This is a genomic window from Amycolatopsis albispora (genome assembly GCF_003312875.1).
GTDB classification, from domain to species: Bacteria; Actinomycetota; Actinomycetes; order Mycobacteriales; family Pseudonocardiaceae; genus Amycolatopsis; species Amycolatopsis albispora.
In genome coordinates this window covers 1560488-1587136 of sequence record NZ_CP015163.1, presented here as the reverse complement: position 1 = coordinate 1587136, position 26649 = coordinate 1560488, and the positions used below count along the sequence as shown (strand labels likewise).

Genomic DNA, 26649 nt, shown 5'->3' with positions numbered 1-26649 from the left:
ACGTGGAGGGACAACGGTGGCGGAAACGGTGCCCGCGTTGCTGGCGGAGCTGGCCGCGCTCGAAGACCCCAAGGCCCGCGCGGTGAACGAGAAGCACGGCGACGACCACGGGGTGAACCTCAGCAAGCTGCGCGCGATCGCCAAGCGGCTGAAGACGCAGCAGGACCTCGCACTCGAACTCTGGGCCACGGGCGACACGGCGGCGCGGCTGCTGGCGTTGCTGATCAGCCGTCCGAAGGCGTTCTCCCGCGACGAGCTGGACGGCATGCTGCGCGAGGCACGCGCGCCGAAGGTGCACGACTGGCTGGTGAACTACGTGGTGAAGAAGAGCCCGCACGCCGAAGACCTGCGGGTGGCGTGGTCGGCCGATCCGGATCCGGTGGTGGCGAGCGCGGGGTGGGCGCTGACCACCGAACGCGTGGCCAAGAAGCCGGACGGGCTCGACCTCGCCGGCCTGCTCGACGCCATCGAAGCGGAGCTGAAGGACGCGCCGGACCGCCTGCAGTGGGCGATGAACCACACGCTGGCGCAGATCGGGATCGAGCACCCCGCCCACCGCGCCCGCGCGCTCGACATCGGCGAACGGCTGGAAGTGCTCAAGGACTACCCGACGCCGCCGAACTGCACTTCCCCGTTCGCGCCCACCTGGATCAGGGAAATGGTACGCCGGAAGGAAACCGTGTCGTGACGGACGAGGAACTGGTGGTGGAGTTCGCGCTGGTCCGGCTGGACCACCCCGGGCTCGACCTGGAGGAGATCGCCGAACTGGTGGTGCGGCGGCTGGGCGAAGACCGGATGCTGGAGTTCGCCGGGCACACCCTCGCCGCGCGTGACGAGCTGCGGGGCGCCGCCTTCCCGGCCGCGGTCGAGCACGTGCTGCGGGTGGTCCTGACCGTTCGCGGCCCCGCCTAGGCTTGGGGTGAACCAGGCCAGTTCGTCCATTGTGGACATTTCTAACCTCGGCAAACGGTGACCGAGCCGACGGGTGAACTCTTGGCGAACGACGAGCGGGATCGTGACCAGGTCTCGGCCCGAACATGTCTGGGACACAAGGGAATCTCGAAGCCGGGGCCGCCGTCCGGGGGTGGCTTGTGGCCCCTATCATGGCGCCGTCTGCTCGCCCTGTCCCGAAGTCGTCGCTCCCGAAAAGGGGAAACCATGTCCGACGTCATCAACAGCATCTTCGGCCGCACGACCAGCTCCGACCCGCACCCCGCCACTCCCGGCAGCACCACCGTCACCACGACCGCCACTGCGGACGACGCTGCCGAAACCACCGAGCGCTCGCCCGAAACCGCCGCACCCGCCGAGACCGCCGCCGACGCCGAACCCACCGAAATCACCGGCGACGAGGCCACCACCGATGCCGCCGACGATGACGAAGTTGCCGCCGACGAGATCGCCGAGATCACCGAGGAAGACGAGGACGAGCAGGACACGCCGCTCGCCCAGGACGCAGACGCCGCCGCCGAAGAAGACGCACCAATCGAGCAGGACACCCCAGTCGACCAAGACGCCCACGCCGCCGCCGAAGAAGACGCGCCAATCGAGCAGAGCACGCCAGTCGACCAGGACGCACACGCGGCACTCGAAGAGGACGCGCCGGTAGAGCAGGACACGCCAGTCGACCAAGACGCGCACGCCGCCGCCGAGGAAGACGCGCCAATCGAGGAGGACGCGCCGGTCGCCCTCGCCGCGCCGGTCGCCGAGGCCGCCGCCCGGCCCGCGGCCGCCACTCGCGGCAGCACGTCGGTGGACGACGAAGTGGTCGAGAAGGTCGTCACCATGGTGGCCCGCAAGGTCGAAGGCGTGCACTCCCTCGGCGAAGGCGTCGCCGTCGACATCGAGGGTGAGGTCGCCACGATCCGGGTGCCGCTGGTGATCGAGTTCGGGCACGCGGTCAAGGCGCTGGCCGAGCGGCTGCGCGTCGACGTGATCGACGCCGTGGAGCAGTTCCTCGGGCTCGACGTGGCAGCGGTGGACGTGCGCGTCGCCGACATCCACCTCCCCGACGAGAGCTGACCTGAGAACATTCGTGTCCGCGGCAGCCGCTCTCGTGGTCCTGGGGTTCGCGCGGGCGGTCACTGTCGCCGGTCGCGTCACGAAAGCCACATTCGGGACGCGAAACGTCTCGAAAGCCACATTCGGGACGCGAAACGTCTCGAAAGCCACATTCGTGACATCGGGGCCGCCCCGGAAGGCGTGTGCATCCGGGGCGGTCCCTCAAAAGCTCACTTGAGTTTGTTCTTGGCTTCCTTCGCCTTGCCCTTCACCGTGCCTGCCGCGTCCTTGGCGGCCGAGTAGGTGCCGTACAGCGCCGGGTCCGGTTTGGGTGCGGTGCCCGGGCCGCCCAGTGGCTTGGGCTCCATCAGGTATTCGATCGCCTGCTCACCCTTGCTCCAGCCACCGGACGCACCGTCGGGCCCGTCCGAAAGGTGCCAGATCGTGTTGTTGTGCGTCTGGTCCTCTTCGTCGAACAACGTGTTGGGCGCGATCGGCGTGTCCTCGAGGCCGTCGGCCTCCAGTTCGGCGATCGCGGCCAGCCACTGCTTCTGGTGCACGGTGTCCCTGGCCAGGTTGAACTTCAGCATCTCCTTCACGCCGGGATCGTCGGTCATGTTGTACAGCCGCGCCGTCTGCAAGCGGCCCTGCGCCTCGGCAGCCGCGTTCGCGCGGAAATCGGCCAGCAGGTTCCCGCTGGCCACGATGTACGAGCCCATCCACGGCACGCCCTGCGCGTTGTTCGGCATCGCCCCGCCGCCGGCCACGATCGCCTGCTGCGGGTCCATGCCACCGAGCACCGCCGCCATCACCGGGTCCTTGACCGCCTCCGCGGTCGCCGTGGCGGGCGCGCCCTCGAGCAGCCGGGCCACCATGGTCGCGAGCATCTCCACGTGCCCGATCTCCTCGGTGGCCGTGTCCATGATCAGGTCCTTGTACTTCCCCTCCATCCGGCAGTTCCAACCCTGGAACAGGTACTGCATGGTCACCGTCATCTCGCCGTACGCCCCGCCGATCAGCTCCTGCAGCTTCCGCGCGTAGACGGCGTCGGGCTTTTCCGGTTTTGCTTCGAACTGCAGCAGTTTCGTGTGCCGGAACACCGTGGTTACCTCCTGGATTCGATGGCGATACCCCACGGGCTTCCCCCGGAAATCCCATCCATGCGAACCTGGCGTTTTCCCGCTTCGAAGAGGAACGTGGGCGGCATGACCTCCGCGCGAGAACAAGCCGTGGCCCGCAGGCTGGCCGCGGGCGCGGACCGGCGCGCCGCCATGGAGAAGGCGACCGGGGTGCTGTGCACGTGGCGCGTCTGCGGACGCGCGCTGGCCCGCGAAGGACTGGACGACGGTCAGGACGGGCCGCTCGCCGAAGCCAACCGCATCTCGGCGCAGATCGACGCGCGCGCCCACCAGGGCACCGATCCTGAACTGCTGTAGCGGCTACTCCCCGCGGAGAGCCTGCGCGCGAAGGGCGCCTTCGGTGACCGCCCGCGCCACCTCGTGCGGCGCCTGCCCGTGCCGGCCGGCGTGCTCCACCAGCAGGCTCTTCGCCTCGATCGGGTCGATGCCGAGCGTGCCCGCCACGATGCCGATGGCCTGGCCGAGGCGGACCCGGCTGTCCAGCGCGATCAGCGTGCGCTCGACGAGCAGGCCGGCCCGCCGGTCACCGCGTTCCTGCACCAGGCCGAGCAAGGTCAGGTCGGCCAGCAGGCGGCCCACCACGAGCCGCTCCGGCGACGGGTCCGACGGGGTGCGGTAGAGCAGGTTCAGCCCGCCCGCGCCACGGCCGTCCAGCAGCAGCGGGATCGCGATGACCGACCGGAACCCGAGTTCGAGCGCGCCGGGGACAAAACCCGGCCAGCGCTCCCCCTCGGCTTCCAGCTCGGCGGCCACCACGGTCTTGCCGGTGGCGACGCATTCCACGCAGGGCCCCTCGTCGATCTGCGCCTGCAGCGCCTCGACCAGGCGGGCCGGGATGTCCGAGGCAGCCACCACCTCCAGGCCGCCGCGCGGGTCGTGCAGCATCAGGCCGCAGGCGTCGGCCGCCATCAGGCTGGTGCCCGCCGCCACCACCTGGCGCAGCATGGTCTCGGCGTCCGGGCTGTGCACCAGCCCCGAGGTGATTTCGGCCAGCGTGGTCACCAGCGGGCTGCCCGAGGTGAGCTCAGACATGGTTCCTCCGTCTCACTCGGTCAACTCGTCCAGGGCGATGCGTCGGTCGATGACATCACGGGCGACCTCCAGCACGGACCGCCCCTGCCCGAACGCGTGCCCGCGCAGTCTGGCGAACGCCTCCTCCAAGCCGATCTGCAGCCGTGCCGCCAGCATGCCGGTGGCGACGTTGACGTCTTCGAACGAGGTGACCAGCCGCGGTTCGAAGTCCTCCCCGGCTCGTTCCGCCCGCTCGGCCTGCCGCAGCAGCCCGGCCGCGATCAGGTCCGCGGCCAGCGCGGCGTCGGTCAGTTCCTCCCCGGCGAGCGCACCGGGTGCACGGCGGAGCAGTTCGAAGGTGCCGATCCGGATCGCGCCGAACCGCAGCGGGAAGGCGAACATCGCCGCCACGCCCGCCCCGAGCGCCTCCTCCGCGAATCCCGGCCACCGCACCTGCTCCACGCGCAGGTCGGGCACCAGCACCCGGCCGCCGCCGCGCAGCGCTTCCACCCCGGGCCCTTCGCCCACGGTGTACTGCGTCTCCACCACCCGCGCCGCCCAGTCCTCGCTCGCGCCGAGGATCTCCTGCGCCCGCTCGGCCTTGGTCCACAGGGTGAGCATGGCCGCGTCCACGCCACGGAACCCGGCCACGGTCTCGACGCAGATCTCCTGTGCCCAGCCGGGCCGCTCCCCGCGCGGCTCCGCCCATTCCGCGATGGTGCGCCAGAGCCGGTCGCGCCTGCCATCCACCCGAGCGATCCTCTCCACCGGCAGCGTTCGTTCCGATGGTGGCCCAGCTTACGAGCTACCCCAGCGCGAGCGCTGGTCGTCGGCAAACGGCCGCTCGTCGCGCTTGAGCCAGTGCACGTAACCGAGGCAGCCCGCGGCCAGCAGTCCCCACAGCAGCAGGGCCGCGCCACCGCCCGCGGCGCCCACCGTCACCATCAGGACCACGGTGATGTCGGCGAGCACGAGGATCACGCGCCACTGCTGCGCCCGCACTTCGGGGCTGGTCCCGAGCTGAGCGGCCAGGCGCGGGTCGTCAGCGCGCAGGCCGTTCTCGATCTGCCGGAGTACTTGGGGGTCTGGCTCGCTCATGCCGTCCTCCTGGACTCAGGTCGTGATGGGTCCCCGTTCTCCGGCTTCCCCGCGAAAGCCGTCTCATGCACGGGCGGTTCACCCGATCGTGCGCCATTCGTGCGTGCCGAGCTCGCCCCCTGCCTGCGGTCCCATCAGCAGCATGCCGCCGTCGACCACCAGCGAGGCACCGGTGATGTAGGCGGCGGCCGGGGTAGCCAGGAACGCCACCGCGGCGGCGACCTCCCGCGCGTCCCCGGTCCGGCCGAGCGGCACGCCGGGGCGTTCCTGGGCTCGCGGGTCCGCGTCGGCCTGGCCGGTCATCGGGGTGGAGATCTCGCCGGGCGCCACGGAGTTCACCGTGATGCCGTGCCGGGCCAGCTCCAGTGCGAGCACCTTCGTCAGCGCGCCGGCGCCTGCCTTCGCCGCGCAGTACGGCGCGGCCCCGACACGCGGCGCGTGCTCGTGCACGCTGGTGATGGTGATGATGCGGCCACCCCGCCCGGCGGCGACCATTCGCCGCGCGGCACGCTGGCTGCAGGCGAACACCCCGTCGAGATCCACCGACACCACCTGCCGCCAGGTGTCGAAGTCCATGTCCAGCGCGAGTTCCGCGCTGCCCGTGCCCGCGCAGTTGACCAGCACGTCGACGCCGCCGAGTTCGTCGGCCAGCTCGTCGACGACCCCCGCGGCCTCGGGCAGCTCGGTCAGGTCGAGTCGCCGGACGTGTGCCGAGACGCCGTGCGAGCGCGCTTCCCGCGCGGTGTCCTCGGCTCCTTCCCGGTCACGGTGGTAGGTAACGCCGACGTCCAGTCCGCCGCCGGCCAGCGCCACCGCGATGGCGCGGCCGATGCCGGAGTCCGAGCCGGTGACGATCGCGGTGCGCGGGTCCGCGGTCTCCCCCGCGGTCGGTGCCGGAAGAGCCATGGTGGAGTGCCTCCGTGTCGATGATCTCCCTCTCCAGTCGGCTACCCGGGCCGCGCACGCGGAAACGCGCGCCGGTTTAACCGCGAACCGGCGGGTACTCCACGGTTGCCCGGCACGGTCGACGGTGGTCGTGTCACACGGAGTTCGAGGAGTGCCACATGGCCACCACGGCAGAATTCGCTGTCCGCACGCCAGCTGGCCCGGGGTCGCCGCGCCTGCCGCTGGTCCGGCTTCCCGGGGTCTACCGGCCGCAGGCCGACACCCACCTGCTCGCCTCAGTGGTGGCGCGGATGCCACCGCCGGTGGGCGCCCGGGTCCTGGACGTCTGCACCGGCACCGGCGCGCTGGCCCTGACCGCGGCGCGGCTGGGTGGCACCGAGGTCACCGCCGTGGACATCTCCTGGCGGGCCGTGCTTTCGGTGTGGCTCAACGCCTTCCGGCACGGCCTGCCGGTACGGGCGCGCCGCCAGTCCTTTATGGACACCGATGGCCGGTTCGACCTGGTACTGGCCAATCCCCCGTACGTGCCCGCGGCGGCCGCCACCGCCGATCGCGCCGCCCGGGCCTGGGACGCGGGCGCCGACGGCAGAACCTTGCTCGACCCGCTGTGCGACCTGGCACCCCGATTGCTGGCGCCGTCCGGCTGCCTGCTGCTGGTGCACTCCGATGTGTCCGGAGTGGACACCACGCTGGACCGCCTGCGGGCGGGTGGGCTGCGTGCCGAAGAGGTCGCGCGGCGCCGCAACCCGTTCGGGCCGGTAATGCACGCGCGGGCCGCCTTCCTGGAGGACGCGGGGCTCATCGAACGGGGCCGCCGCCACGAGGACCTGGTGGTGATCCGTGCCGAACGCTGACCGCCGCCGCGTTGTCGTCGAGCCGGGCGGGCCCGTGCTGGTCGAAGGCCCGGTGGACCTGGCCTTGCCTGATGGCGGGACGCTGCACTGCGACCGGTTCATGGTGGCGATCTGCGCCTGCCGCCGCAGCAAGCGGTTCCCGCTGTGCGACACCAGCCACCGCCGGAAGGTGCGCGAATCACCGGAGTGAAGACCGCCCGGCCGCCCACCGGCCCAGCACGTGGTCGGCGAAGCGCTGCTCGGCGAGTTCGGTGGCCTGGATGCCGAACACCAGGTCACCGGCCAGCTCCGGGTCCTGCTCGAGCAGCCCGCCCACCACCTCGTGACGCATCACCTGCTCGTGCACGGCGTCGGCCTCGATGTGCTCGGTGTAGAACCGGCGGCATTCCGGGGCACCGCCGAGACGCTCCAGCGCGCCGTCCATCCGCTGCGCGCTGGGGCCGGTGGTGATCTCCGCCGCGGTGAAGTGCCCCACCAGCGCCGCGCGCCACCGCCGGTGCAACCCGAACAACGACATCAGGTTCACCACGGCCAGCATGCACGCGGGCACGTCGTCCAGGTAGTGCAGGTAACGCGGCGAAAGCCCGGCGGCTTCGAGCAGGTCGGCGTACAGCTGGGCGTGCACGCGGTCGGGGTGGCCACCGCCGAACTCGTCGAACTCCACCGCGACCAGCGCCGCCTTCGGCCGCCCGTGCAGCCGCGGGATCACCCACGCGTGCGGATCGGCTTCCTTGAGGTGGTAGATCGAGCGGTGCACGAAGAACTCCCGCAGCTGCCACCACTCGGCATCGTCACGCAGGAAGTGGCTCAGGCCCCGGCCGGGCACGGTTTCCACCAGCAGCGCGTCCAGTTCTCCCGCCACGTCGTCACCACCGGCGACGCCCGCGCGCAGGTCGGCCAGGAACGCTTCCTCCAGTTCCGCCCGCAACCGCAGCAGCTCCGGGTCCCATTCCCAGCCCGCGTCGACGCCGTCGAAACCGCGGTAGTGCAGCTCGTAGCAGATGTGCAGCGCTAGCTGCGCGTCCTCGCCATTGCCATCGTCCACAGTGCACTGCCGGAGCGCGCCGGTGCCCTGGCGTCCCCGCAGGACGTCGAGCACCACAGCCGAAATCGGACCGCGCGCGGCGGGCAGGGTCGCGCCGAGTTGAACCAGTGTTTCCGTCACGCGGGCGGGGTACCCGGTTCGTGACCTTTCACCCGCATCAGGCGCCAGGCCCCGGTGAGGCCGCGCTCACGCTGCCGGTCGGCGCCGGTGCCGTGGTGCCACACCCACTCGACGAGCTGGTGCACCAGCGGCAGGTCGCCGTGCTCTTCCAGCGCGGGCGCGACCTCCGCGAGCAGTTCGGCGACCAGCACGCCGGCGGGCTTGGGGCGGGCGGCCCGGACGTCCACGCCCTCCCCGGCCAGGCCGTACCGCGCGGCCGCCCACACCGCGGCCGCGGCGACCTGCGGAGAGCACGGCCGGGCTTCGCGACCGGCGTCCAGCTCGGCCAGCGCCCTGGTCACCAGCGCGCGGCAGAGCAACGCCTGCAGCAGCGCTTCACCGGCCGTGCCCGCGGTGTCCGCGGTCCGGAATTCGACGGTCGGGAACTTGCCGGACAACCGCAGCAGCCAGAAGCTCATGTCCGCGTCGACCAGCACCCCGCAGTCCACCAGGCGGGACACCTCCCGCTCGTAGGCCTGGTGGCCGCTGAACCACGGCGCGATGCCCGAGCCGGGGAACCGGGACTGCTGCACCATGCGCCAGCTGCCGTACCCGGTGTCGAGTCCATTGTGGAACGGTGAGTTCACCGACAGGGCCAGCAGGCTGGGCAGCCACGGTCCCACGTGGTTCAGCACGGCCACCGCGGTCTCCTTGCCGGGCACGCCGACGTGGACGTGGCAGCCGCAGGCCTCGTAGTCGCCGACCACCCCGCGGTAGCGCTCGGTGATCGTCCGCGCCCGGCCACGCGCCGGGTGCGACGGCAGCGACCATCCACCAGGCGTGCCGGTCGCCAGCGGCACGGCCCCGGCGGTCGCCGCGGCCTTCGCGACCAGCTCGCGTCCAGCGCTCAGCTCGGCCGCGAGCGCGCCAGCCGTGTGGCACACACCGGTGGCCACCTCGATCTGCGTCGGCCGCAGCTCCCGCCGCACCACGTCGTTCGACGCCGCCCGCAGCACCTCCTCCGCGACGGGCGCGGCCGCTCCGGTTCCGGCGTCGGCGAGCAGGAACTCCTCCTCGACCCCCATGGTGACCATGTGCTCCGGCTACCCCCGCGCACCACCGGTCAACCGGGGTTTCGTTTCCGGCCACCGCGGTACCCCGTCGAGATGGCCGGGAACACGTCGTACGAGGTCCGGGTCCGTCCTGAGCGGGTCGAAGCCGCGCTGGTGCTGCGCCTGACCGGCTTGCTGCTGGGTGCGGAGGTGGAGCGGACCGCGGTGAAACTGGCCGATGTCACCGGTGTGCTGCCGCCGCCGAGGTGCGTGGTGCTGGACCTGCGTGACGTCGACGGCCTGTCCGCCGCGGGTGCCCGCATGCTCGGCGAGTTCGCGCGGCGCAACGCCAAGCAGGACATCCGGTCGGCCGCGGTGCTCGGCCGCGGCACCGCAGCCGGGCGGCTCGTGGCCTCGACGGTGGGCCCCGACCTGCTGCCGGTGCACGACACCGTGGACGCCGTGGTCCGCGGGCACCTCCCGGAGTCCCCCAAGTCCATGGAAGGGCTCGACGATCAGCTCGCCGCGCTCACCCGGATGCTGCTGGACGCGAGCACGCTCGAGCAGGTGCTGCGCCAGGTGGCGGCCGCCACCACCGTGTTGATACCGCACGCCGAGGTGGTCAGCGTGACCCTGCGCGACCCGGCGGGCCGCTTCTTCACGCCGGTGGAGACCGACGGGGTGGCGACCGAGCTGGACCGGACCCAGTACGAAACCGGCACCGGCCCGTGCGTCGACGTGGCCCGTCCCGACGGGCCCGGGTACGTCGTCGAACAGGACCTGGCCACCACCAGCGCCTGGCCCCAGTTCGCCGAGGCGGCCACCCGGAACGGGCTCGGCTCGGTGCTGTCCACCACGCTGCAGCCGTCACCGGAACCGGTCGCGCTGGGCGGCGCGCTCAACATCTACAGCCACCGCGACGGCATCACCGGCGACGACCGCCACCGCGCCCTGCTGCTGGCCACGCACGCGTCGCTGGCCATCGCCCGCAGCCAGGTGGCCGAGCTCGCCGCGATCGAAGCCGCGCACCTGAGGACGGCCGTCGAAGCCCGTGACGTCATCGGCCAGGCCAAGGGCATTCTGATGGCGCGGCAGGGGCTCACCGCCGACGAGGCCTTCGACCTGCTGCGCCGCACCTCGCAGGACGTCAACGTCAAGCTCGCCGACATCGCCGCCGCGCTCGTCGGCCACTGCGGTGAACACGGTGAACTCAGCCGCCCGGATTCCCGTCGCGGGTGATTCGCCGCCGTCGCGCCGGGTAGCCGGAAGGGCATGAATGCGACGATGGGAAAGCCCTTTGCCGTGGTGACCGGCGCGTCCAGCGGGATCGGGCTGGAACTGGCCAAGCAGTTCGCCAAGCACGGCTTCGACGTGCTGGTCACCGCCGAAGACAACGAGCTGGACGCCGCCGCGGACGAGGTACGCGAGTTCGGCACGCGGGTGGAAACCGTGCTGGCCGATCTCCGGACCGAGGAGGGCGTGGAGAAGCTGGCCGACGAGGTGGCGGGCACCGGCAGGCCGGTGGCCGCGATCGCGCTGAACGCCGGTGTCGGCGCCGGTGGCGCCTTCGTCGGCGGAAGCTCACTGGAGGACCAGCTGGCCGTGGTGGACCTCAACGTCCGCTCGTCGGTGCACCTGGCCTACCGGCTGCTGCCGCCGATGACCGAGCGCGGCGCCGGCCGCGTGCTGTTCACCTCCTCGGTCGCGGCGACCGCGCCCGGCCCGTTCCAGGCCGTCTACAACGCGTCGAAGGCGTTCCTCAAGTCCTTCGCCGAGGCGCTGCGCGAGGAACTGCGGGACACCGGGGTGTCGGTGACCACGCTGATGCCCGGCCCGACCGACACCGAGTTCTTCGACCGCGCGGACATGCTCGACACCAAGCTCGGGGCGGCGGACAAGGACAGCCCGGCGGTGGTGGCCAAGCAGGGCTACGACGCGCTGATGGCGGGCGAGGACCACGTGGTGGCCGGTTCGCCGAAGAACAAGGTGCAGGCCGCGGCGGGCAACGTGCTGCCGGATCCGGCGGTCGCCAGGCAGCACCGGCAGATGACCGAGCCGGGGACCGCCGAATCCGAATGAGCGTCAGGGTGCCGGTTCGAGGTGGACGACCTTGACCTGGGTCATCTCGTCGAGCAGTTCCGGTCCGTAACCGAAACCGCTGCCGCTCGCCCCGCGCGGGTGCGCGGCCCCGCCGGGCGCGCCACCGAACACCGCGTTCACCTTGACCGTGCCGACCGGCAGTTCCCGCCAGGCACGCTGCGCGTTGGCCATCGAGCGGGTCAGCACGGTGGCCGCGAGCCCGTACTCGCCGGTGGCGGCCTCGGCCATGCCCTCGTCGAAGTCGCGGACCACCTGGACGGGCGCGACCGGGCCGAAGGTCTCCTCCCGCATCACGCGCAGCTCGCCGGTGCAGCCGGTGAGCACGGTCGCCGGGTACTGCGGGCCCGCCGGGGCCTCCCCGCCCACCACCAGCCGGGCGCCCCCGGCCACCGCGTCGCGGACGTGCTCGTCCACCACGTCCCGCTGCCGGTTGTCCACCAGCGGCAGGAGACCACGCGAGCGGGCCTCCTCCGCCAGCGCCGCCACGAACGCTTCGGCCACCGCCTGGTGCACGTAGATGCGTTCCACCGCGACGCAGATCTGCCCGGAGTTGGCGAACGCGCCGAGCGCGGCCTGCCCGGCCGCCCACACCGGGTCCACGTCCCCGTCGACCACCAGCGGATCGTTGCCGCCGTTCTCCAGCAACGCCTTCGCGCCCGTGCGGGCGGTGGCCAGCGCGATCGAGCGCCCGGCTTCCACACTGCCCACGTGGGCGACCAGGTCCACCCCGTGGTGCCCGGCCAGTTCCGCGCCGATCAGGCCGTCACCCGGCACGGTCTGCAGCACGCCGTCCGGCAGGCAGCCCGCCAGGATCTCCCCGAGCAGCGAGCCGGTCATCGGCGCGCGCTCGCTCGGCTTGTGCACCACGGTGTTGCCGGTGACCAGCGCCGCGCCGAGCAACCCGCACGCGACGGCGACGGGATCGTTCCACGGGGTCAGCGCCACCACCACACCACGCGGCTCGGGCACCATGAAGTCGGTGGCCGAGAGGTCACCGCGCAGCGTGCGGCCGCGGTGCACCGGCCCGAGTTCGGCGTACTGCTCCAGGGTTCCGGCACCGGCCAGCACGCCCTCGGCGGCCTCGGCTTCGGGCCGCCCGGTGTCGGATTCGTTGGCCTTGGCCAGTTCGTCACTTCGCGCGCGCAGCGCCGCGGCGGCCAGCCGCAGCGCCTCACCGCGTTCGGTGACCGGCGTGGCCGCCCAGGCGCGCTGGGCCTGCCTGGCGACGGTGAGCGTCTCGGTGATCCGGTCGGGGTTGTGCACGGTTACTCCTCATCGGGTCGGGATGCCGATGCCGCGGCAGCTGAACCCGTGCCGCGCCAGGTCGTCGGCGTCGAGCAGGTTCCGGGTGTCCACCACCGCAGGACGGTCGGCGAGTTCGGCCAGCTGCGCCCAGTCGAGTTCGCGGAACTCGGGCCATTCGGTGAGCACCACCAGCGCCGCGGCGTCCTTGGCGACCAGCAGCGGGTCGTCGACCACGTGCACGTCGGCGACCGCGCCGCCCTTCGCCGCGGGCACCGCCGGGTCGTACCCGGTGAGCACCGCGCCGCGCTCGGCGAGCCGGGCGGCGATCGCCAGCGCGGGTGAATCACGCAGGTCGTCGGTGCCCGCCTTGAAGGTCAGCCCGAGCAGGCCGATCCGCGCGCCGGCCGGTGAGCCGTACGGCGAGCCGGTGAGCAGCTCCTGCACCTTGCGGACCACCCGCTCGTGCTGACCGGTGTTGGTGTGCTCGGCCGCTTGCAGCAGGCCGAACCGCATCCCGCGATCACGGGCCGACCGGCGCAGCGCGGCCACGTCCTTGGGCAGGCACGACCCGCCCCAGCCGGGGCCGGGCCGCAGGAACGCCGGGCCGATCCGGTCGTCCATGCCCATCGTGGTGGTCACGTGCCGCACGTCCGCGCCGACCTGCTCGCACAGCTCGGCCAGTTCGTTGGCGTAGGACAGTTTCAGCGCGAGGAAGGCGTTGCAGGCGTACTTGCCCAGCTCCGCACTCGCCGGGTCGGTGCGCACCACGGGCGCGCCGAGCGCCGAGTACAACGACTCCACCCGGTCGAGACCGCGGTCGCCGCCGAGCACGATCCGGTCGGGCTCCAGGAAGTCCCGCACGGCGAAGCCCTCGCGGAGGAACTCCGGATTGCTCACCGCCGGGAGGTCGTCGCGGCCGGTCAGCGCGGGCACCCGCGCGGTGGTGCCCACCGGCACCGTCGATTTCAGCACCAGCACGGTGCCGGGCGAAAGCAGCTCGCCCAGCTCCCGCAGCACCGCTTCCAGCGCACGCAGGTCGGCCTCGCCGCGCTCGCCCATGGGGGTCGGGACGCAGACAAAAACCACGTCGGTGTCACGGAGTCCGGCGGCCGAGGTGGTGAACCGGAGCCGGCCGGAAGCCAGCCCTCCGGCCACCAGTTCCGGCAGGCCGGGTTCGCTGATCGGCACCTCTCCCCGGTTCAGCCTGTCTACTTTGGACTCGTCGATGTCGGCGCAGCGCACCCGGTGCCCCAGGTGCGCCAGGCAGGCGGCGGTGGTCAGGCCGACGTAACCGGCGCCGACCACACCGACGCAGCGCTCAGCTTCCTCAGCCATCAGGCCTCACCTCCCAGTGCCAGCCGGGTCGCGGACAGCACGTCGGGGACCCCGATCCGGAGCAGGCCGGGGTCCGGGCGGTCGGCGAACGGGTCGCCGGTGGTGCCCGACCACAGCACGACGTGCTCGCCGCGGCCGGGCGGCGGTCCCCAGCGGGCCGGCGGGGTCGGGCCGAACAGCAGGACCGACGCGGTGCCGCAGGCCGAGGCCAGGTGCGCCACCCCGGTATCGCCGCAGACCACCAGTTCGGCATCGGCGACCAGCGCGGTGAGCTCGGCCAGGCCGGTCCGCCCGGCGAACACCGCGCCCTCGCCGAGTCCGGCTCCCGCGGCCACTTCACCGGCCAGCTCGCGTTCCGCCGCCGAACCGGTGATCACCACGCGGTGCCCGGCACCGGCCAGTTCCCTGGCCACGGTGGAAAACCGGGCCGCCGGCCAGCGGCGGGCACCGTAGGCGGCACCGGGATGGATCACCACCGCGCCCGGCTCCGGCGACGGCCGCGGCGGGCGGGCGATCCGCAGGTCGGCCGGATCCGCCTCGATCCCGTAGTAGGCCAGCAACCGGCACCAGCGCACGCGTTCCGGCAGCTCCTCGGTCCACTGTGGACCGTGATACGCCGGGAAGTCCGGGTGGGCGTGGGTGAACACCGGCGCCTCACCCGCCACCGCGGCCAGGTCGGCAATGCTTTCCGGCCCGCTGCCGTGCAGGTTGACCAGCAGCGACGGCGGTTCGGCCGGGGCGCGCAACGCGCCCAGCCCGGCCGTCGGCTGGAGGTCGTCCACCACGTCGAGCAGCGGGAGCAGTTCGCGGAACGGTTCGGGCGCGGCGAGGGTGATCCGCTCGCCGGGGCAGGCGCGGCGCAGCCCGCGCAGGGCGGGCACGGCGACCAGCAGGTCACCGAGCCCGAGCGCCCGCAGGACCAGGATCCCGCTCATGGCCAGGAGGATTCTTCGTCCGAGCAGACCACCAGCTCGCGCACCTGCGAACCGGCGGGCTGGCCGAGCGCGAAGACCACGGTCCTGGCCACGTCCTCCGGCCGGTTCAGCTTGGCGTCGGCCGGTGGCTTGTACCGGTCCTCCCTGGCGTCGAAGAAGGCGGTGTGCATGCCGCCGGGCACCAGCAGGGTGACGCCGACGCGCCCGGCGGTCTCCGCCGCGAGCGCCCTGGTGAAGCCGACCACGCCGAACTTCCCGGCGCAGTAGGCCGTCGCGTCGCTGACCGCCTTGATGCCGAGCGTGGACGCGCAGGTGACCACCGTGCCGCCGGAGCGTTCCAGGTGCGGCAGCGCGGCACGCACCACGGCGGCGGTGCCGAACAGGTTGACCCGGACCACGTTCTCCCAGGTGTCCACCGGCACCGAGTCGAGCGTGCCCGGCACGTCCACGCCCGCCGCGGTGAACACCGCGTCGAGCCCGCCCGCGCGCTCGGCCAGCCGGTGCACCGCCGCGGTGGTCGCTTCGGTGTCGGTGACGTCGACCCGCTCGTACGGCACGTCGTCGGCGGGCGGGTTGCGGTCGAGCACCAGCGGCGCACCACCGGCCTCCCGCACCGCTTCGACCGTGGCGGCACCGAGTCCCGACGCGCCGCCGGAGATCAGTACGTTGCCCAGCCCTGTCATGCTCCTCCTTCTCGTTGGACTCGCCGCGTTCATCGGGTGACCAGCCGCGTGGTCGAGTAACCGTCGAGCACCGGCACCAGCACGACCTCACCGCCGTGCCGCCGGACGACCTCGGCTTCGGGCAGGTCCGGTTCGGCGTAGTCCCCGCCCTTGACCCACACGTCCGGGGCGAGGCGGTCGAGCAGCCGTTCCGGGGTTTCCTCGTCGAAGACCACCACCGCGTCCACCGCGGCCAGCCCGTTCAGCAGCCGGGCCCGGTCGGGCGCGGCCAGGATCGGCCGGGTCTCGCCCTTGAGGCGCCGGACGGACTCGTCGGAGTTCAGGCAGACGATCAGCGCGTCGCCCATCGCGCGGGCCTGCTCCAGCAGGGTGAGGTGCCCGGGGTGCAGCAGGTCGAAGCAGCCACCGGTGGCCACCAGCCTGCCGCCGCGCGCGCGGACCTTCGCCGCCAGCGCGAACGCCGACGGCGCCGCGGTTTCGCGCGTTTCCCGCAGTGGTGGCGGGGTTTCCGACAGCGAGCTCGCCGCGCCGGCCGCCACGAACCGCGCGGCCGACTCGACCGCGACCTCCACCGCCTCGGCGACGTCCGCGCCGTCGTAGAGCGCGGCGGCCGCGGCGCTGGAGAACCGGTCGCCCGCGCCGCAGGTGTCCGGCCGGACCCCGGCGGAGACGCGGCAGCCGTCGGGCACCACGGTCATCCGGGTCTGCTCGGCGTCGGCGAGCACCGCGCCGTCGGCGCCCAGCGTCACGGCCACCGCCGAGCAGCCCCAGGTCGCGCGCAGCGAGCGGGCCAGGTCGTCGGGTGGCCGCTTGCCACCGGCGAACCGGGCGGCCTCGGCGTCGTTCGGGGTGACCAGCGCGCTGCCGCGCACCGGCTGGGCGCCGCGCGGATGCGGGTCCCACACCAACGGCACCCGGCGGGCGGCTTCGGCGAGCAGGCGCCGGATCATGCCGTTGCCCGCGACCCCGCGCCCGTAGTCGGCGACTAGCACCCCGGACGCGCTCTGCAGCAGGTCGGCCACCCCGGCGTGGGACCGGATGTCGGCCACGCGGCCGTCACCGTCGTCGAGCCGGGCGATTGGCTGACCACCCGCGCGGATCCGCTTCTTGCTCGGAGTTCCGCCGTGCAAGGGCAAGGCGAGCACATCGACTTCGGTGCGCAGCAAGGCCCGCAGCCGCTCCCCCGCCTCGTCGTCACCGAGCGCGGTGAGCAGCACGACCTCCGACGCCGAGCGCGCGGCGAGTTTCGCGGCGAGTCCCGCGCCACCGGCGCGGTGCCATTCACGCACCACGTCCACCACCGGCACCGGCGCTTCCGGGCACAGCCGGTCCGCCGTACCGTCCACGTCGATGTCGAGCAGCGCGTCACCGACGACCACCAGCGGCCCGCGGTTCACGCGACCATCCCGTCCACGCCGATCGCCCGGTCGAACACCGCGCACAGCGTGTGCACGATCGCCAGGTGGGCTTCCTGCACGGTGGCGGTGGAGTCGGCTTCCACCGCGATCGCGTCGTCGCACAGCGCGGCCAGGCTGTTGGGCAGCGGCCCAGTCATCGCCCAGGTGGTCACGCCGAGGTCGTGCGCGGTTTTCGCGGCGGCGCAGACGTTCTGGCTGCGGCCGCTGGTGGACAGCAGCACCAGCACGTCGCCTTCGCGGCCGTGGGCCTGGACCTGGCGGGCGAACAGCTCCTGCTCGCCGTAGTCGTTGACGATGGCGGTGCCGGCCGAGGTGTCCGCGTGCAGCGCGATGGCCGAGAACGGCGGCCGGTCGTGCAGGTACTTGCCGACCAGCTCACCGGTCAGGTGCTGCGCCTCGGCGGCGCTGCCGCCGTTGCCCGCGGCCAGCAGTCTCCCGCCGGAGCTCAGCACCGCGGCGAGGTGCCGCCCCCACCGGTCGATCGTCGGAGCCGCCGAACCCAGCCGCCCCAGCGCTTCACTGAGCGCCGTGAAATGTTCCGTGATCACGCTGCACCTCCCGTGTGCTCCAGTTGCCTCACTCGCCCCGCGCGCTTCGCGGTGAGCCGCCGCACGGCGGTCAGCACCTCGGCCGCGCCCACCCGGTTCAGGCAGGGGTGGCCCGCCACCGGGCACCGTCTGGCCCGGCTGTCGCGGCAGGCCGCGTCCTGGTCGCCCAGCAGTTCCACCGGCACGCCGTAGGGCGCCCAGCGCGCGGCGGGCACCACCGGGGCGAACAGCGAGACCACCGGCGTGCGCACGGCGGCCGCGAGATGGGCGGGCCCGGTGTTCGGCGCCACCACCACCGCGGCACCGGCCAGCACGGCGGCCAGCTCGCGGAGATCGGTGTGCCCGGTCAGGTCCAGCGCGCCGGGGCAGGCGATCCGCCTCGACAGCTCGCGGTCGCCGGGTGCCCCGGTGAGCACCACGCGGTACCCGTGCTCGACAAGTGCTTCGACCGCCTCCGCGTACCGCTCGGCGCCCCATTCCCTGGCGGGCGCGGAGGCCGCGGGATGCACCACCACGTAGCCGGGTTCGCCGGTCAACGCGGTGACGTCGGGCAGCGGGCCGGTGATGGCGAGCTTGCCGTCGTCGCCGGGCGGCAGCCGGAATCCGGCGGCCTCGGCCAGCGACAGCGCCCGCTCCGGCTCGGGCGGATCACCATCGACCCGGTGCCGCAGGTCGAGCAGCGAGCCCGGGTAGTCCTCGCTGATCGCGCCGATCCACGGCACCCCGGCCTCCCGCAGCGCCAGCGCCATCGGCAGCGGCGACTGGTGGAACGAGGTCAGCACGAGTGCCCGGTCCGGTCGCACCGCGCGGACGCGGTCGCGGAGTTCCCCCAGCGAGGCCGGGGTGGCCGCCGGTGGTTCCGGGTCGATCCAAGGCGCGCACCAGCTGAGCACGCGGTCCACGCCGGGCAGCAGTTCCGCCGCCGCCCGGCCGCGCGGGCCCGCGAGAAAGCTCACCTCGTCCGCGTTCGCGGCCACGGCACGCACGGCGGGCCCGGCGAGCAGCACGTCGCCGAGATTGTCCGACCGGACCACCAGCACCCGGCGGCTCACGAGAACACCAGCTCCACGGCGTCCTCCACGGTTTCCGCGACGCGGGCGTACCGGCGGGCGTGCTCGATCTCCTCCGGCCGGGTTTTCCCGGTGGGCACCAGCACGGCCTGCGCGCCGGCGGCCAGCGCCGCGCGCACGTCCGAACCGATGTCGCCGATCACCACGCACCGCCCCACCGGCACCCCGAGGTCCCTGGCGGCCTGCTCGACCAGTCCCGGCTCGGGCTTGCGGCAGGCGCAGCCGTCGGCGTCGCGGTGCACGCAGACCTGCCAGGTGTCGAACGGGCCGAGCAGTTCGTCCACTTTGGAGTTCACTTCGGCCAGCTGCTCCGGGGTGATCAGCCCGTGCGCCACCCCCGACTGGTTGCTGACCACGCCGACGCGCACACCGCGCGAACGCAGCCGCCGCAGTGCCTCCTCCACGCCCGGCAGGGGTTTCACCTGCTCGGCGTCGGCGAGGTAGGGCACATCCGCGATCAGCGTGTCGTCGCGGTCGAACAACACCGCGGCGGGACCGCGGGCCGAACGGACGCGCCACTCCCCCGCCAGCCGGTGCGCACAGGCGACCGGCGGGATGAGCACGCTGGTCACCAGCATGCGCGCCAGCTCGCCGGCGGTCTTCGGGCCCGGCAGGATCCGGCGCACCGCGAACTCCGCGGTCAGCCCGAGCCAGGCGCCCGCGGCGAACTTGGCCAACGGGTGCCTCGCCGCGGCCAGGCCGGCTGCCGCCGCGGCACAGGCGGTGGTCAGCGCGTGCCTGCCGGAACGGCCCGGTCCTTCACCGGTGTCCGCCCGCCAGTCACGGCCGAACTTCGCACGCATCAAGGCGTTGTCGGCGTTCCCGCGTTGCGCGCGGACGCTGGCGAAGAAGCCGGACCGGCGGGCGGGGTGGATGGTGGTCCGCTCCCCGACCGCGAGCCGGTAACCCGCCCGTTCCGCCCGCAGCGCCAGGTCGGCGTCCTCACGGAAGGCACGCGGGAACCGCTCGTCGAAGCCGCCCAGTGCGACCAGGACGCGGCGCCGGTAAGCCATGTCGGCGGTGATCCACCGCGCGGTGGCCAGTCCGGCGGTGCCGCGCTCGTCGTCGGTGGGACGGCGATCCGGCGGCAGGGGCACGTGAATGCGGCCCTGGGAGGCGTCAACAGCGTCGCGCAGGTCATCGGCCAGGTTGTGCCGCCAGTCCGCGGGCACCCGCACGTCATCGTCGAGAAAGGCGATCCATTCGGTGCTCGCGGCCTGCCAGCCCAGGTTCCGCGCGCCCGCCGGGCCACGCCCGCCGGTGCGCAGCACGCGGACCGGCAGGGTCAGCTCGGGCAGTTCGAGTTCGTTGTCACCCGGCCGGTCGTCCACCACGACGATCTCCGCCGGGGCGGGACCGTAACCGTGGTCGAGTCCACTGAGGAGGGTGTGCAGCGCCGGTCGCCCGGTGGTCGGCACCACCACGGTGTACTCGCCGGTCATCGCGCCCTCCGCACCACGTACGGGCCGATGGCCAGCAGGTCGATCGGGCTGGAGCCGAAGCATTCCAGCGCGTCACGCGGGTCGTCGACCATCGGGCGGCCCGCGGTGTTGAGGCTGGTGTTGACCACCACCGGAATCCCGGTGCGCTCGGCGAACGCGCCGAGCATCCTGGCCAGCAGCGGCTTTTCGGCCGCGTCCACGGTCTGGATGCGGGCGGTGCCGTCCACGTGCGTCACCGCCGGGATCCGGTCCGCCCACTCGGGAGCGACGTGGTGCACGAAGAGCATGTACGGGCTCGGCAGCGGCCCGCCGCCGAAGATCCCAGCGGCCCGTTCGGCCAGCACCATCGGCGCCACCGGGCGGAACTGCTCGCGGCCCTTGACGTCGTTGAGCCGTTCCAGGTTCTCCTGGTAACCCGGGTGCGCCAGCAGCGAGCGGTGGCCCAGCGCCCGCGGCCCGAATTCGGCGCGGCCCTGGAACCAGGCGACGATCTGGTTGTCCGCCAAGGCCTCCGCCACGGTTTCCGCCACGTCGTCCGGCCGTTCGTACCGCACCCCGGCGCGGTCCAGCCAGCCACGCAGCTCGCCGTCGGTCCAGCCGCGGCCGAGGTCGGCGCCGGGCATCGGCTCGATCGGCTCGCCGGCCTCGGCGGCCAGGTGCAGCGCCGCGCCGAGCGCGGTTCCCGAATCGCCGGAGGCGGGCTGCACCCAGATCTCGTCGAACGGGCCTTCGCGGTACAGGCGGCTGTTGGCCACGCAGTTGAGCGCGGTGCCACCGGCCAGCGTCAGGCGCTTCTGCCCGGTCTGCTCGTGCAGCCCGCGGGCCAGCTCCAGCAGCACGTCCTCGAGTCGCTTTTGGACGGTCGCGGCCAGGTCGGCGTGCGACTGCTCGAACCCGCCGGTGCGCCGCGGCGCGAACGCCTCCCAGTCCACCGGCTCGGTGCGGAAGCCACCGTCACCGGTGGCGTACACCAGCTCACGGAACTCCGGCTCGAACCGCGGCCTGCCGTAGGACGCCAGCGCCATCACCTTGTACTCGTCGCTGGACCTGGCGAAGCCGAGGTGCTCGGTGAGGTCCTCGTACAGCAGGCCCAGCGAGTGCGGCAACAGCTGCGTCGCCCATTCCACCAGCTTTCCGTCGCGGTATTCACCGGCCAGATAGGAAATGTTCTCCCCGCGGCCGTCCGCGACCAGCACCGCCGAATCCCCGAATGGCGCGGCGAGCCCGGTCGAGGCCGCGTGTGCCACGTGGTGGCGGACAAACCGGACGATTTCCGGATCAAGACCGGGAAGTGCGCTGGCCAGAAAGTTCGGTGCGCGCCGCGCAAAAGTCGTGCGCAGTTCCTCCCACGCCGGATCCAGCCCGTCACCGCCGTGATCGACCAGCGAGGGGTCGTAGGAGTACCCGACCGCGTCCAGCTCGGTCACGTCGATGCCGCCCTGCTCCAGGCACCAGCGGGCGGCCTGCTCCGGCTGCTCCCACGCGGAGAACGGCACCGGGCGCTTGCCGTGCTTGCGGCGGCTGGACCGCTCTTCCTCCGCCGCGGCCACCACTCGCCCGTCGATCACGAGTGCTGCCGCCGGGTCGTGGAATACGGCGTTGATCCCGAGTATCCGCACCCGGTTCACCTCCCTAACGCTGCGAGCCGTCTTCCATATCGCTACCCGGTGAAGCGACTCCCAAACGATTTCTTGCGACTTTCCGCTGTCCGGCCGGACAGTCGGTTACCTACCGACACAAAAAGGGGCGCGGCCACCGTGTGGTGACCGCGCCCCTATGTGCCCCTGTGTGCCGCTCTGACGCTGCTCAGACCTCGGCGCCCGCCACCGCCGAAGCGGGCACACCGGCGGAATGCACGTTCGAATAAACCCGCAGGGTGTCCCTGGCCACCCGATCCCACGAGTAGCGGGCACGCGCCCGGTCCGCCCCCGCCGCGCCGTAACCGCCGAGCGTGGTCGGATCGGCGAGCAACTCCCGCAGCTTCGCCGCCAGCGGCCCCGGCTGCCGCGGCGGCACCAGCGCGCCGGTGACCCCGTCCACCACGGTGTCGGTCAGCCCGCCGACCGCCGCGGCCACCACCGGCACACCACACGCCATCGCCTCCAGCGGCACGATGCCGAACGGTTCGTACCACGGCGTGCAGACCACCAGGTCGGCCGAGCGCAGCAGGGCGGGCATGTCCTCACGCGACACCGCGCCACGCAGGTGCACGCGGTCCGCCACGCCCATGCGCTCGGCGAACCAGCGCAGCCGGTCGGCCTCCTCGTCCTCGCCGTCCGAACCGCCGGCGATCACCAGCTCGGTGTCCGGCACCCCGCGCAACGCGGCGATGGCGGTGGAGAAACCCTTACGCGGCACCAGCCTGCCCACGGCCACCAGCCGCCGCCGCGCGCCCTTGCGCTCGGCGGGCCCGTCGGGGCTGAACCGGGTCAGGTCGACGCCGCACGGCACCACCGAAACGCTCGCCCGCGGCACGCCCATCCGGACCAGCTCGAACACCTCGTCCGAGCAGGTCGCGGCGATGCGCGCGGCGTGCTTGCCCACCATGCGCTCGATCCGGATCCGGTCCGGCGGGCTGGTGTCCGCGTCGCCCTGGTGCCGTCGCTTGACCACGCCCAGCGCGTGGAAGGTCTGGACCACCGGGACACCGGCGGACTTCGCGGCCAGCACCGAGGCCAGCCCGGACATCCAGAAGTGCGCGTGGACCACGTCCGGCGGGTCGGTCAGCCAGTCCTGCTCCAGGCGCAGCGCGAACTCGTTCATGTGCGGCAGCAACTCGTCCTTGGGCACCGGCCGCGCCGGGCCGGCCGTCACGTGCCGCACGGTGAACCCGGCCGAGGTGAGCACTTCCTCCGGCTGGTCCGGATCGTCCCGCCTGGTGTGCACGGTCACGCGATGGCCCGCCCTGACCAGCGCGGCGGACAGCTCCGCCACGTGCAGGTTCTGCCCGCCCGCGTCCACCCCGCCCAGTGCCGCCAGCGGGTTGGCGTGCTCCGAGACCATCGCGATCCTCATCGGCTACCTCCTAGCTCGTTCATGCCACCACCCGGCCGAAGAGCGTTTCCCAGTTGTGCAGGAACGCGTCGAGACCGTGGTTCGCCAGCGCGTGCTCCCGCGCGGCCTTCCCGGCGGACCGGGCCAGTTCGGGGTCGGCGATCAGCTCACGGACCGCCGTGGTCAGCGCGCCGACGTCGGTGGCCGCGAACCCGGCCTGCTTCGGCACGGTCACCGCGGCCTCGGTGGTCGCCAGCGCGACCACCGGCATGCCCAGCAGCATGGCCTCCAGCAGGGACAGGCCCAGCGAGGTCCAGCGCGCGGTGTGCAGGTAGAGGCGCCTGCTCGCCAGTTCCCGGTGCAGGTCGCCCATCGGCAGGTCACCCACCGGCCGCAGCCGGTCGGGGCCGAGGCCGAGGTGGTCGCCGAGGCCGTCCAGCCCCATGCCGAACACGTCGAGCGGCGCGGCCCGGCTGAACGCGGGCAGCAGGTCGGTCCCGGTCCGCCTGCCGCGGCGGACCGGTTCGTTGATCACCACCGCCGCGCGCTCGACGCTGCCGGTGTACTGCTCGCCGGGGTCGGGCACGCCGTGCGGGATGACCATCACCGGCGCCTGCCCGGAATCCCAGCACAGCTGGTTGAAGTGGGTGACGTGGACGATCGGGATCTCGGACTGGTCCGCCAGCGGGTGACGGGTGTCCGGCACGTTGCCGAGCGGGGTGTTGTGCTCGACAAAAACCGCGGGCACGTCGCGTCCCGGTTTCCGGCCCAGCAACCGTTCGGCCCGCTCGATCTCCTCGGGCCGTTGCAGCACCACGATGTCCACATCGGTGTCGGCGAGTTCCGCTTCGCCCGCTTCGACCACGTTGTCCGGCCACGGCCGCCCGGCCCGGCCGAGTCCCCACGGCCCGCCTTCGGGCAGCGTGGGCAGAACGTAGGTGTGCGGCCCGCGGACGAACGCGTTCATCCATGAGCCGTGAACATGCCAGGCGAGCACTTTCATGGTTCCGGAGTTGACGCCACCGTCCGGACTAAACACGAGTGATCGAAGAACTCACCCGACGTAGCGGCGCGCCACCGACTCCCGCTGCGACCGCTCCAGCTCCCGCAGCCCGGCCTCGACCGGATCGGGCACCACCCGCCGCGAGCGCAGCACCCACGGCAGCCCGCGCAGCGCCTCCAGCACCGCCGCCACCGTGTGCCGGTCGCGGGGAGCCGAGCCGAGCACGTCCACCGTGCGGCGCCACACGCTGCGCGCCGGGCGCCGCAGCCACAGCGTCCACAGGGTGTTGCGAATGCCGAGCTGCCGGCGCCGCCGGGAGTCCCGTGCCTTCGACGGCGCGTGGTGCACCACCACGTCCTCGGCCCAGCACATCCACCAGCCCGCGGCGGCGAGGTCCAGCGCGAGCAGTTCCTCCTCCCCGCCGAACCACATCCGCCGGGAGAAACCGCCCACCTCCTCGAACGCGCTGACGCGGAACATCGACAGCCCGGCCATCACCCCGAGCAGCGCCGGGCCGGGCAGCCAGTCCGGCCCGCGCACCGGCGAGTACCGCAGCTCGGGGGTGATCGGGTCCTCGGTCAGCTCCGGTTCGACCAGGCAGCGCCCGGTCACCGAAGCCAGGCCGGGGTACTGGTCGAGCAGGTCGGCGGCCCTGGTCAGCGCGCCCGGCTGCCAGCGGGTGTCGTCGTCGCAGAAGGCCACGTACGGGGTGGTGATCCGGCTCACCGCGAGGTTGCGGCCGAGCGAGCCGAGGTTGCGCCCGGCCCGGATCAGCTCGACCCCGGGGAACCGCTCGCGGACCGCGTCGGCGGTGCCGTCGGCGGAACCGTTGTCCACCACCACGATCGGGGCCGCGTCGGGCAGCGCGGTCATCCACGCCAGCGTTCTGAGCAGCTCACCGCACCGGTCCCTGGTGATGATCACGACCGTGCTTCTCATGGGGTTCCCTCCAGGAGCCGGACCCTGGCCTCCACCGCCCGCGGCAGCCGCTGCCGCCGCCGGAGCACGGCGGGCAGGCGGCGGGCGGCCCCGGCCAGCGCGCGGGGTGGCGTCGCGGCGACCGCGGCCAGGCACTGGCGTGGCGTGCGGCGGAGCCAGGTGATCAGCAGGTTGTTGCGTGCCTCCAGCCGCCGTCTGCGGGAGGCACGCATGCGCGACGGCGACGGGTGGTGGTGTGCCACGACTTCCTCGATGTAGCACAGTTGCCAGCCCGCCGCGGCCAGGTCGTAGGACAGCAGCTTCTCCTCCGCGCCGAAGTGCAGCAGCGGGTCGAACCCCCCGCAGTTCGCGAAGGCACGGGCCCGCACGATCGCCGAGCAGGCCAGGAAGCCCAGCACCGCCGGGCCGGGGCTGCCCTCGTCCCGCCCGAGCGGGCTCCGCGCCATCAGCTCGACCACCGGATCGGGCCGGTTTTCCGGGCCCACCAGGGTTTTCCCGGCGATCAGGCCGAGCCGGGCGTGCCGGTCGAACAGCAGTTCCGCCTTGGCCAGCGCGTCCGGCGCCCACCACGAGTCGTCGTCGCTGAAGGCCACGTAAGGGGTGCGCGCGGCGGCGACCCCGATGTTGCGTGCCGCCGCACCCAGGTTGCGCGGCAGCGAGAGCAGCCGCGCGCCGGCGGCGTGGACGACGTCGGCGGTGTGATCGGTGGAAGCGTTGTCCACCACGATGATCGGCGGGCGTGGGTGCAACTCGGAGAGTTCGCCCAGGGTTCGCGCCAGTTCGTCGGCCCGGTTCCGGGTGGCGATCACCACGGTTGTCTTCACCGGGCCTCCTTCAATCCCGTGACAAGTTCGGTGACGAGTTCGGTGAGCAGCCCGTCCTCGGGCGGACGGCGGTGCACGGCCGTGCGACCGCGCTCGGACAGGCACCACGACCACCAGTGGTCCAGCACCCCGGGTTCGGCGACGGACTCCGCGCCGACCAGTGCGGGCCAGCCCAGCGCGCGGGCCTGCGCGGTCACCTTGCCGCCGCCCTCGATCGGATCCACCGCCAGCACCGGGATCCCGGCACGCAGGCCGAAAACCAGGCCGTGCAGCCGGGTGGTGACCAGCGCGTCCAGCCGGGCCAGCAGCGAGCCGAACTGGTCCGGGGTGGCGCAGTTCCGCCAGTCGCGACTGTCCAGCCTGGTGTCCACCGGCAGCCGCACGCAGTCCAAAGTAGACAGCCAGCGGTCCAGTGCGCCGTGCACCAGCTCGTGGCGCCGCCGCCCGCCGTACTCCCGCTGCCCCGGCGCCAGCGCCACGCCGATCACCGGGGTCCGGGTGGTGCCGGCGTGCCAGGCCAGGTCGGGCCGCGCGCCGCCCGGCTCGTCACGCGCGAGCACCCGGTGGAACCCGGTGACCGCCGGATCCTCCGGGTCGATCACCGACACCCCGGCGGCGATGCGGTGGCAGTCCCCGAAGCGCTCGTGCAGCCGCCGCACCTGGGCGCCGTGCGCGGGTCCGCAGACAAAAACCACGTGGGAGTACCGCGACGGCTCGGCGTCCTCCAGCCGCATTGCGCCCGGCCGGAACACCGGGCTCCACGCCGTCTCGTTGTCGATCCGCGCCGAGGTCAGCGCGGAGCGGACCGAACGGAGGCTGAGCACGTCGCCCGCGGTCGCCTCGCCGTCGGGAAAGCTGGGCCACCCGGTGAGCAGAACACGCATGGCCCCCGCATACCCGGCCGGTCG

General features: G+C 72.9%; 29 protein-coding genes. 8 read left to right on the top strand and 21 right to left on the bottom strand.

Going from position 1 to position 26649, the window contains the following annotated elements:
* The first annotated feature begins 16 nt into the window (after positions 1-16).
* The 3 genes from A4R43_RS07700 (at position 17) to A4R43_RS44435 (ending at position 2022) form a co-directional block, all read left to right on the top strand.
* On the top strand, positions 17-688 hold the full coding sequence (locus A4R43_RS07700; RefSeq protein WP_113691683.1) for a DNA alkylation repair protein: 672 nt from the start codon (positions 17-19) through the stop codon (positions 686-688).
* Entirely contained in the window at positions 685-912 is a 228-nt protein-coding gene (locus A4R43_RS07695) for a hypothetical protein (protein WP_113691682.1), read from the top strand. The genes A4R43_RS07700 and A4R43_RS07695 overlap by 4 nt, the downstream gene beginning before the upstream one ends.
* A gap of 246 nt (positions 913-1158) precedes the next feature.
* Complete coding sequence (locus tag A4R43_RS44435) at positions 1159-2022, top strand: Asp23/Gls24 family envelope stress response protein (protein WP_113691681.1); 864 nt, start codon at positions 1159-1161, stop codon at positions 2020-2022.
* Between the two features lie 209 nt (positions 2023-2231).
* Here the strand turns inward: A4R43_RS44435 and A4R43_RS07685 are convergent, their stop codons facing one another.
* Positions 2232-3101: a manganese catalase gene (locus A4R43_RS07685; RefSeq protein ID WP_113691680.1), complete on the bottom strand. Its 870-nt coding sequence runs from the start codon at positions 3099-3101 to the stop codon at positions 2232-2234.
* 105 nt (positions 3102-3206) lie between these two features.
* On the opposite strand from A4R43_RS07685, the gene A4R43_RS07680 reads away from it, so the two are divergent.
* On the top strand, positions 3207-3437 hold the full coding sequence (locus tag A4R43_RS07680; protein WP_113691679.1) for a hypothetical protein: 231 nt from the start codon (positions 3207-3209) through the stop codon (positions 3435-3437).
* A 3-nt stretch (positions 3438-3440) separates the two neighbouring features.
* Here the strand turns inward: A4R43_RS07680 and A4R43_RS07675 are convergent, their stop codons facing one another.
* The 4 genes from A4R43_RS07675 to A4R43_RS07660 form a co-directional block, all read right to left on the bottom strand.
* Positions 3441-4172: a GAF and ANTAR domain-containing protein gene (locus A4R43_RS07675; protein WP_113691678.1), complete on the bottom strand. Its 732-nt coding sequence runs from the start codon at positions 4170-4172 to the stop codon at positions 3441-3443.
* A gap of 12 nt (positions 4173-4184) precedes the next feature.
* On the bottom strand, positions 4185-4919 hold the full coding sequence (locus A4R43_RS07670; protein WP_236808826.1) for an ANTAR domain-containing protein: 735 nt from the start codon (positions 4917-4919) through the stop codon (positions 4185-4187).
* A 30-nt stretch (positions 4920-4949) separates the two neighbouring features.
* The gene (locus tag A4R43_RS07665; protein WP_113691677.1) at positions 4950-5249 is read right to left on the bottom strand and encodes a DUF3040 domain-containing protein; all 300 of its coding nucleotides are present in this window, start codon (positions 5247-5249) and stop codon (positions 4950-4952) included.
* A gap of 78 nt (positions 5250-5327) precedes the next feature.
* Positions 5328-6155: an SDR family oxidoreductase gene (locus A4R43_RS07660; protein WP_113691676.1), complete on the bottom strand. Its 828-nt coding sequence runs from the start codon at positions 6153-6155 to the stop codon at positions 5328-5330.
* 158 nt (positions 6156-6313) lie between these two features.
* Between A4R43_RS07660 and A4R43_RS07655 the strand changes: the two genes are divergently transcribed.
* Positions 6314-7009: a methyltransferase gene (locus A4R43_RS07655; protein WP_113691675.1), complete on the top strand. Its 696-nt coding sequence runs from the start codon at positions 6314-6316 to the stop codon at positions 7007-7009.
* Positions 6996-7199 carry a CDGSH iron-sulfur domain-containing protein gene (locus A4R43_RS07650; RefSeq protein ID WP_113691674.1) on the top strand — a complete coding sequence of 68 codons (204 nt, stop codon included), beginning with the start codon at positions 6996-6998 and terminating at the stop codon, positions 7197-7199. The genes A4R43_RS07655 and A4R43_RS07650 overlap by 14 nt, the downstream gene beginning before the upstream one ends.
* On the opposite strand, the gene A4R43_RS07645 is transcribed toward A4R43_RS07650, so the two are convergent.
* On the bottom strand, positions 7188-8174 hold the full coding sequence (locus tag A4R43_RS07645) for an iron-containing redox enzyme family protein (RefSeq protein WP_113691673.1): 987 nt from the start codon (positions 8172-8174) through the stop codon (positions 7188-7190). The genes A4R43_RS07650 and A4R43_RS07645 overlap by 12 nt on opposite strands.
* The gene (locus A4R43_RS07640; RefSeq protein WP_113691672.1) at positions 8171-9247 is read right to left on the bottom strand and encodes a carboxylate-amine ligase; all 1077 of its coding nucleotides are present in this window, start codon (positions 9245-9247) and stop codon (positions 8171-8173) included. Before A4R43_RS07640 ends, A4R43_RS07645 begins: the two co-directional genes overlap by 4 nt.
* Positions 9248-9319: 72 nt before the next feature.
* Between A4R43_RS07640 and A4R43_RS07635 the strand changes: the two genes are divergently transcribed.
* Positions 9320-10444: an ANTAR domain-containing protein gene (locus tag A4R43_RS07635; protein WP_236808825.1), complete on the top strand. Its 1125-nt coding sequence runs from the start codon at positions 9320-9322 to the stop codon at positions 10442-10444.
* A 45-nt stretch (positions 10445-10489) separates the two neighbouring features.
* Positions 10490-11284, top strand: a complete 795-nt coding sequence (locus tag A4R43_RS07630; protein WP_205215265.1) for an SDR family NAD(P)-dependent oxidoreductase — start codon at positions 10490-10492, stop codon at positions 11282-11284.
* A gap of 3 nt (positions 11285-11287) precedes the next feature.
* Here A4R43_RS07630 and A4R43_RS07625 read toward each other — a convergent pair whose 3' ends face one another.
* From A4R43_RS07625 to A4R43_RS07565, 14 genes are all read right to left on the bottom strand, one after another.
* Positions 11288-12568: an aldehyde dehydrogenase family protein gene (locus A4R43_RS07625; RefSeq protein WP_113691670.1), complete on the bottom strand. Its 1281-nt coding sequence runs from the start codon at positions 12566-12568 to the stop codon at positions 11288-11290.
* Between the two features lie 9 nt (positions 12569-12577).
* The gene (locus tag A4R43_RS07620; RefSeq protein WP_113691669.1) at positions 12578-13885 is read right to left on the bottom strand and encodes a UDP-glucose dehydrogenase family protein; all 1308 of its coding nucleotides are present in this window, start codon (positions 13883-13885) and stop codon (positions 12578-12580) included.
* Entirely contained in the window at positions 13885-14820 is a 936-nt protein-coding gene (locus A4R43_RS07615; protein ID WP_113691668.1) for a glycosyltransferase family 9 protein, read from the bottom strand. Before A4R43_RS07615 ends, A4R43_RS07620 begins: the two co-directional genes overlap by 1 nt.
* Positions 14817-15503: an SDR family oxidoreductase gene (locus A4R43_RS07610; protein WP_113691667.1), complete on the bottom strand. Its 687-nt coding sequence runs from the start codon at positions 15501-15503 to the stop codon at positions 14817-14819. Before A4R43_RS07610 ends, A4R43_RS07615 begins: the two co-directional genes overlap by 4 nt.
* Positions 15504-15532: 29 nt before the next feature.
* Positions 15533-16900, bottom strand: a complete 1368-nt coding sequence (rfaE2, locus tag A4R43_RS07605; protein WP_113691666.1) for a D-glycero-beta-D-manno-heptose 1-phosphate adenylyltransferase — start codon at positions 16898-16900, stop codon at positions 15533-15535.
* Positions 16897-17469: a D-sedoheptulose-7-phosphate isomerase gene (locus A4R43_RS42605; RefSeq protein ID WP_162788362.1), complete on the bottom strand. Its 573-nt coding sequence runs from the start codon at positions 17467-17469 to the stop codon at positions 16897-16899. The genes rfaE2 and A4R43_RS42605 overlap by 4 nt, the downstream gene beginning before the upstream one ends.
* Complete coding sequence (locus tag A4R43_RS42600; protein WP_162788361.1) at positions 17466-18521, bottom strand: glycosyltransferase family 9 protein; 1056 nt, start codon at positions 18519-18521, stop codon at positions 17466-17468. The genes A4R43_RS42605 and A4R43_RS42600 overlap by 4 nt, the downstream gene beginning before the upstream one ends.
* Positions 18518-19981: an HAD-IIIA family hydrolase gene (locus A4R43_RS07595; protein WP_113691665.1), complete on the bottom strand. Its 1464-nt coding sequence runs from the start codon at positions 19979-19981 to the stop codon at positions 18518-18520. Before A4R43_RS07595 ends, A4R43_RS42600 begins: the two co-directional genes overlap by 4 nt.
* Entirely contained in the window at positions 19978-21600 is a 1623-nt protein-coding gene (locus A4R43_RS07590) for a carbamoyltransferase family protein (protein ID WP_113697411.1), read from the bottom strand. Before A4R43_RS07590 ends, A4R43_RS07595 begins: the two co-directional genes overlap by 4 nt.
* A gap of 187 nt (positions 21601-21787) precedes the next feature.
* Positions 21788-22996, bottom strand: coding sequence for a glycosyltransferase (locus A4R43_RS07585; RefSeq protein ID WP_113691664.1), 1209 nt, complete (start codon positions 22994-22996; stop codon positions 21788-21790).
* 19 nt (positions 22997-23015) lie between these two features.
* Complete coding sequence (locus A4R43_RS07580; protein WP_113691663.1) at positions 23016-23978, bottom strand: glycosyltransferase; 963 nt, start codon at positions 23976-23978, stop codon at positions 23016-23018.
* 51 nt (positions 23979-24029) lie between these two features.
* Positions 24030-24917, bottom strand: a complete 888-nt coding sequence (locus tag A4R43_RS07575) for a glycosyltransferase family 2 protein (protein WP_113691662.1) — start codon at positions 24915-24917, stop codon at positions 24030-24032.
* Positions 24914-25741, bottom strand: coding sequence for a glycosyltransferase family 2 protein (locus A4R43_RS07570; RefSeq protein WP_113691661.1), 828 nt, complete (start codon positions 25739-25741; stop codon positions 24914-24916). Before A4R43_RS07570 ends, A4R43_RS07575 begins: the two co-directional genes overlap by 4 nt.
* Complete coding sequence (locus A4R43_RS07565) at positions 25738-26625, bottom strand: polysaccharide pyruvyl transferase family protein (RefSeq protein WP_113691660.1); 888 nt, start codon at positions 26623-26625, stop codon at positions 25738-25740. The genes A4R43_RS07570 and A4R43_RS07565 overlap by 4 nt, the downstream gene beginning before the upstream one ends.
* Positions 26626-26649 lie beyond the last annotated feature (24 nt).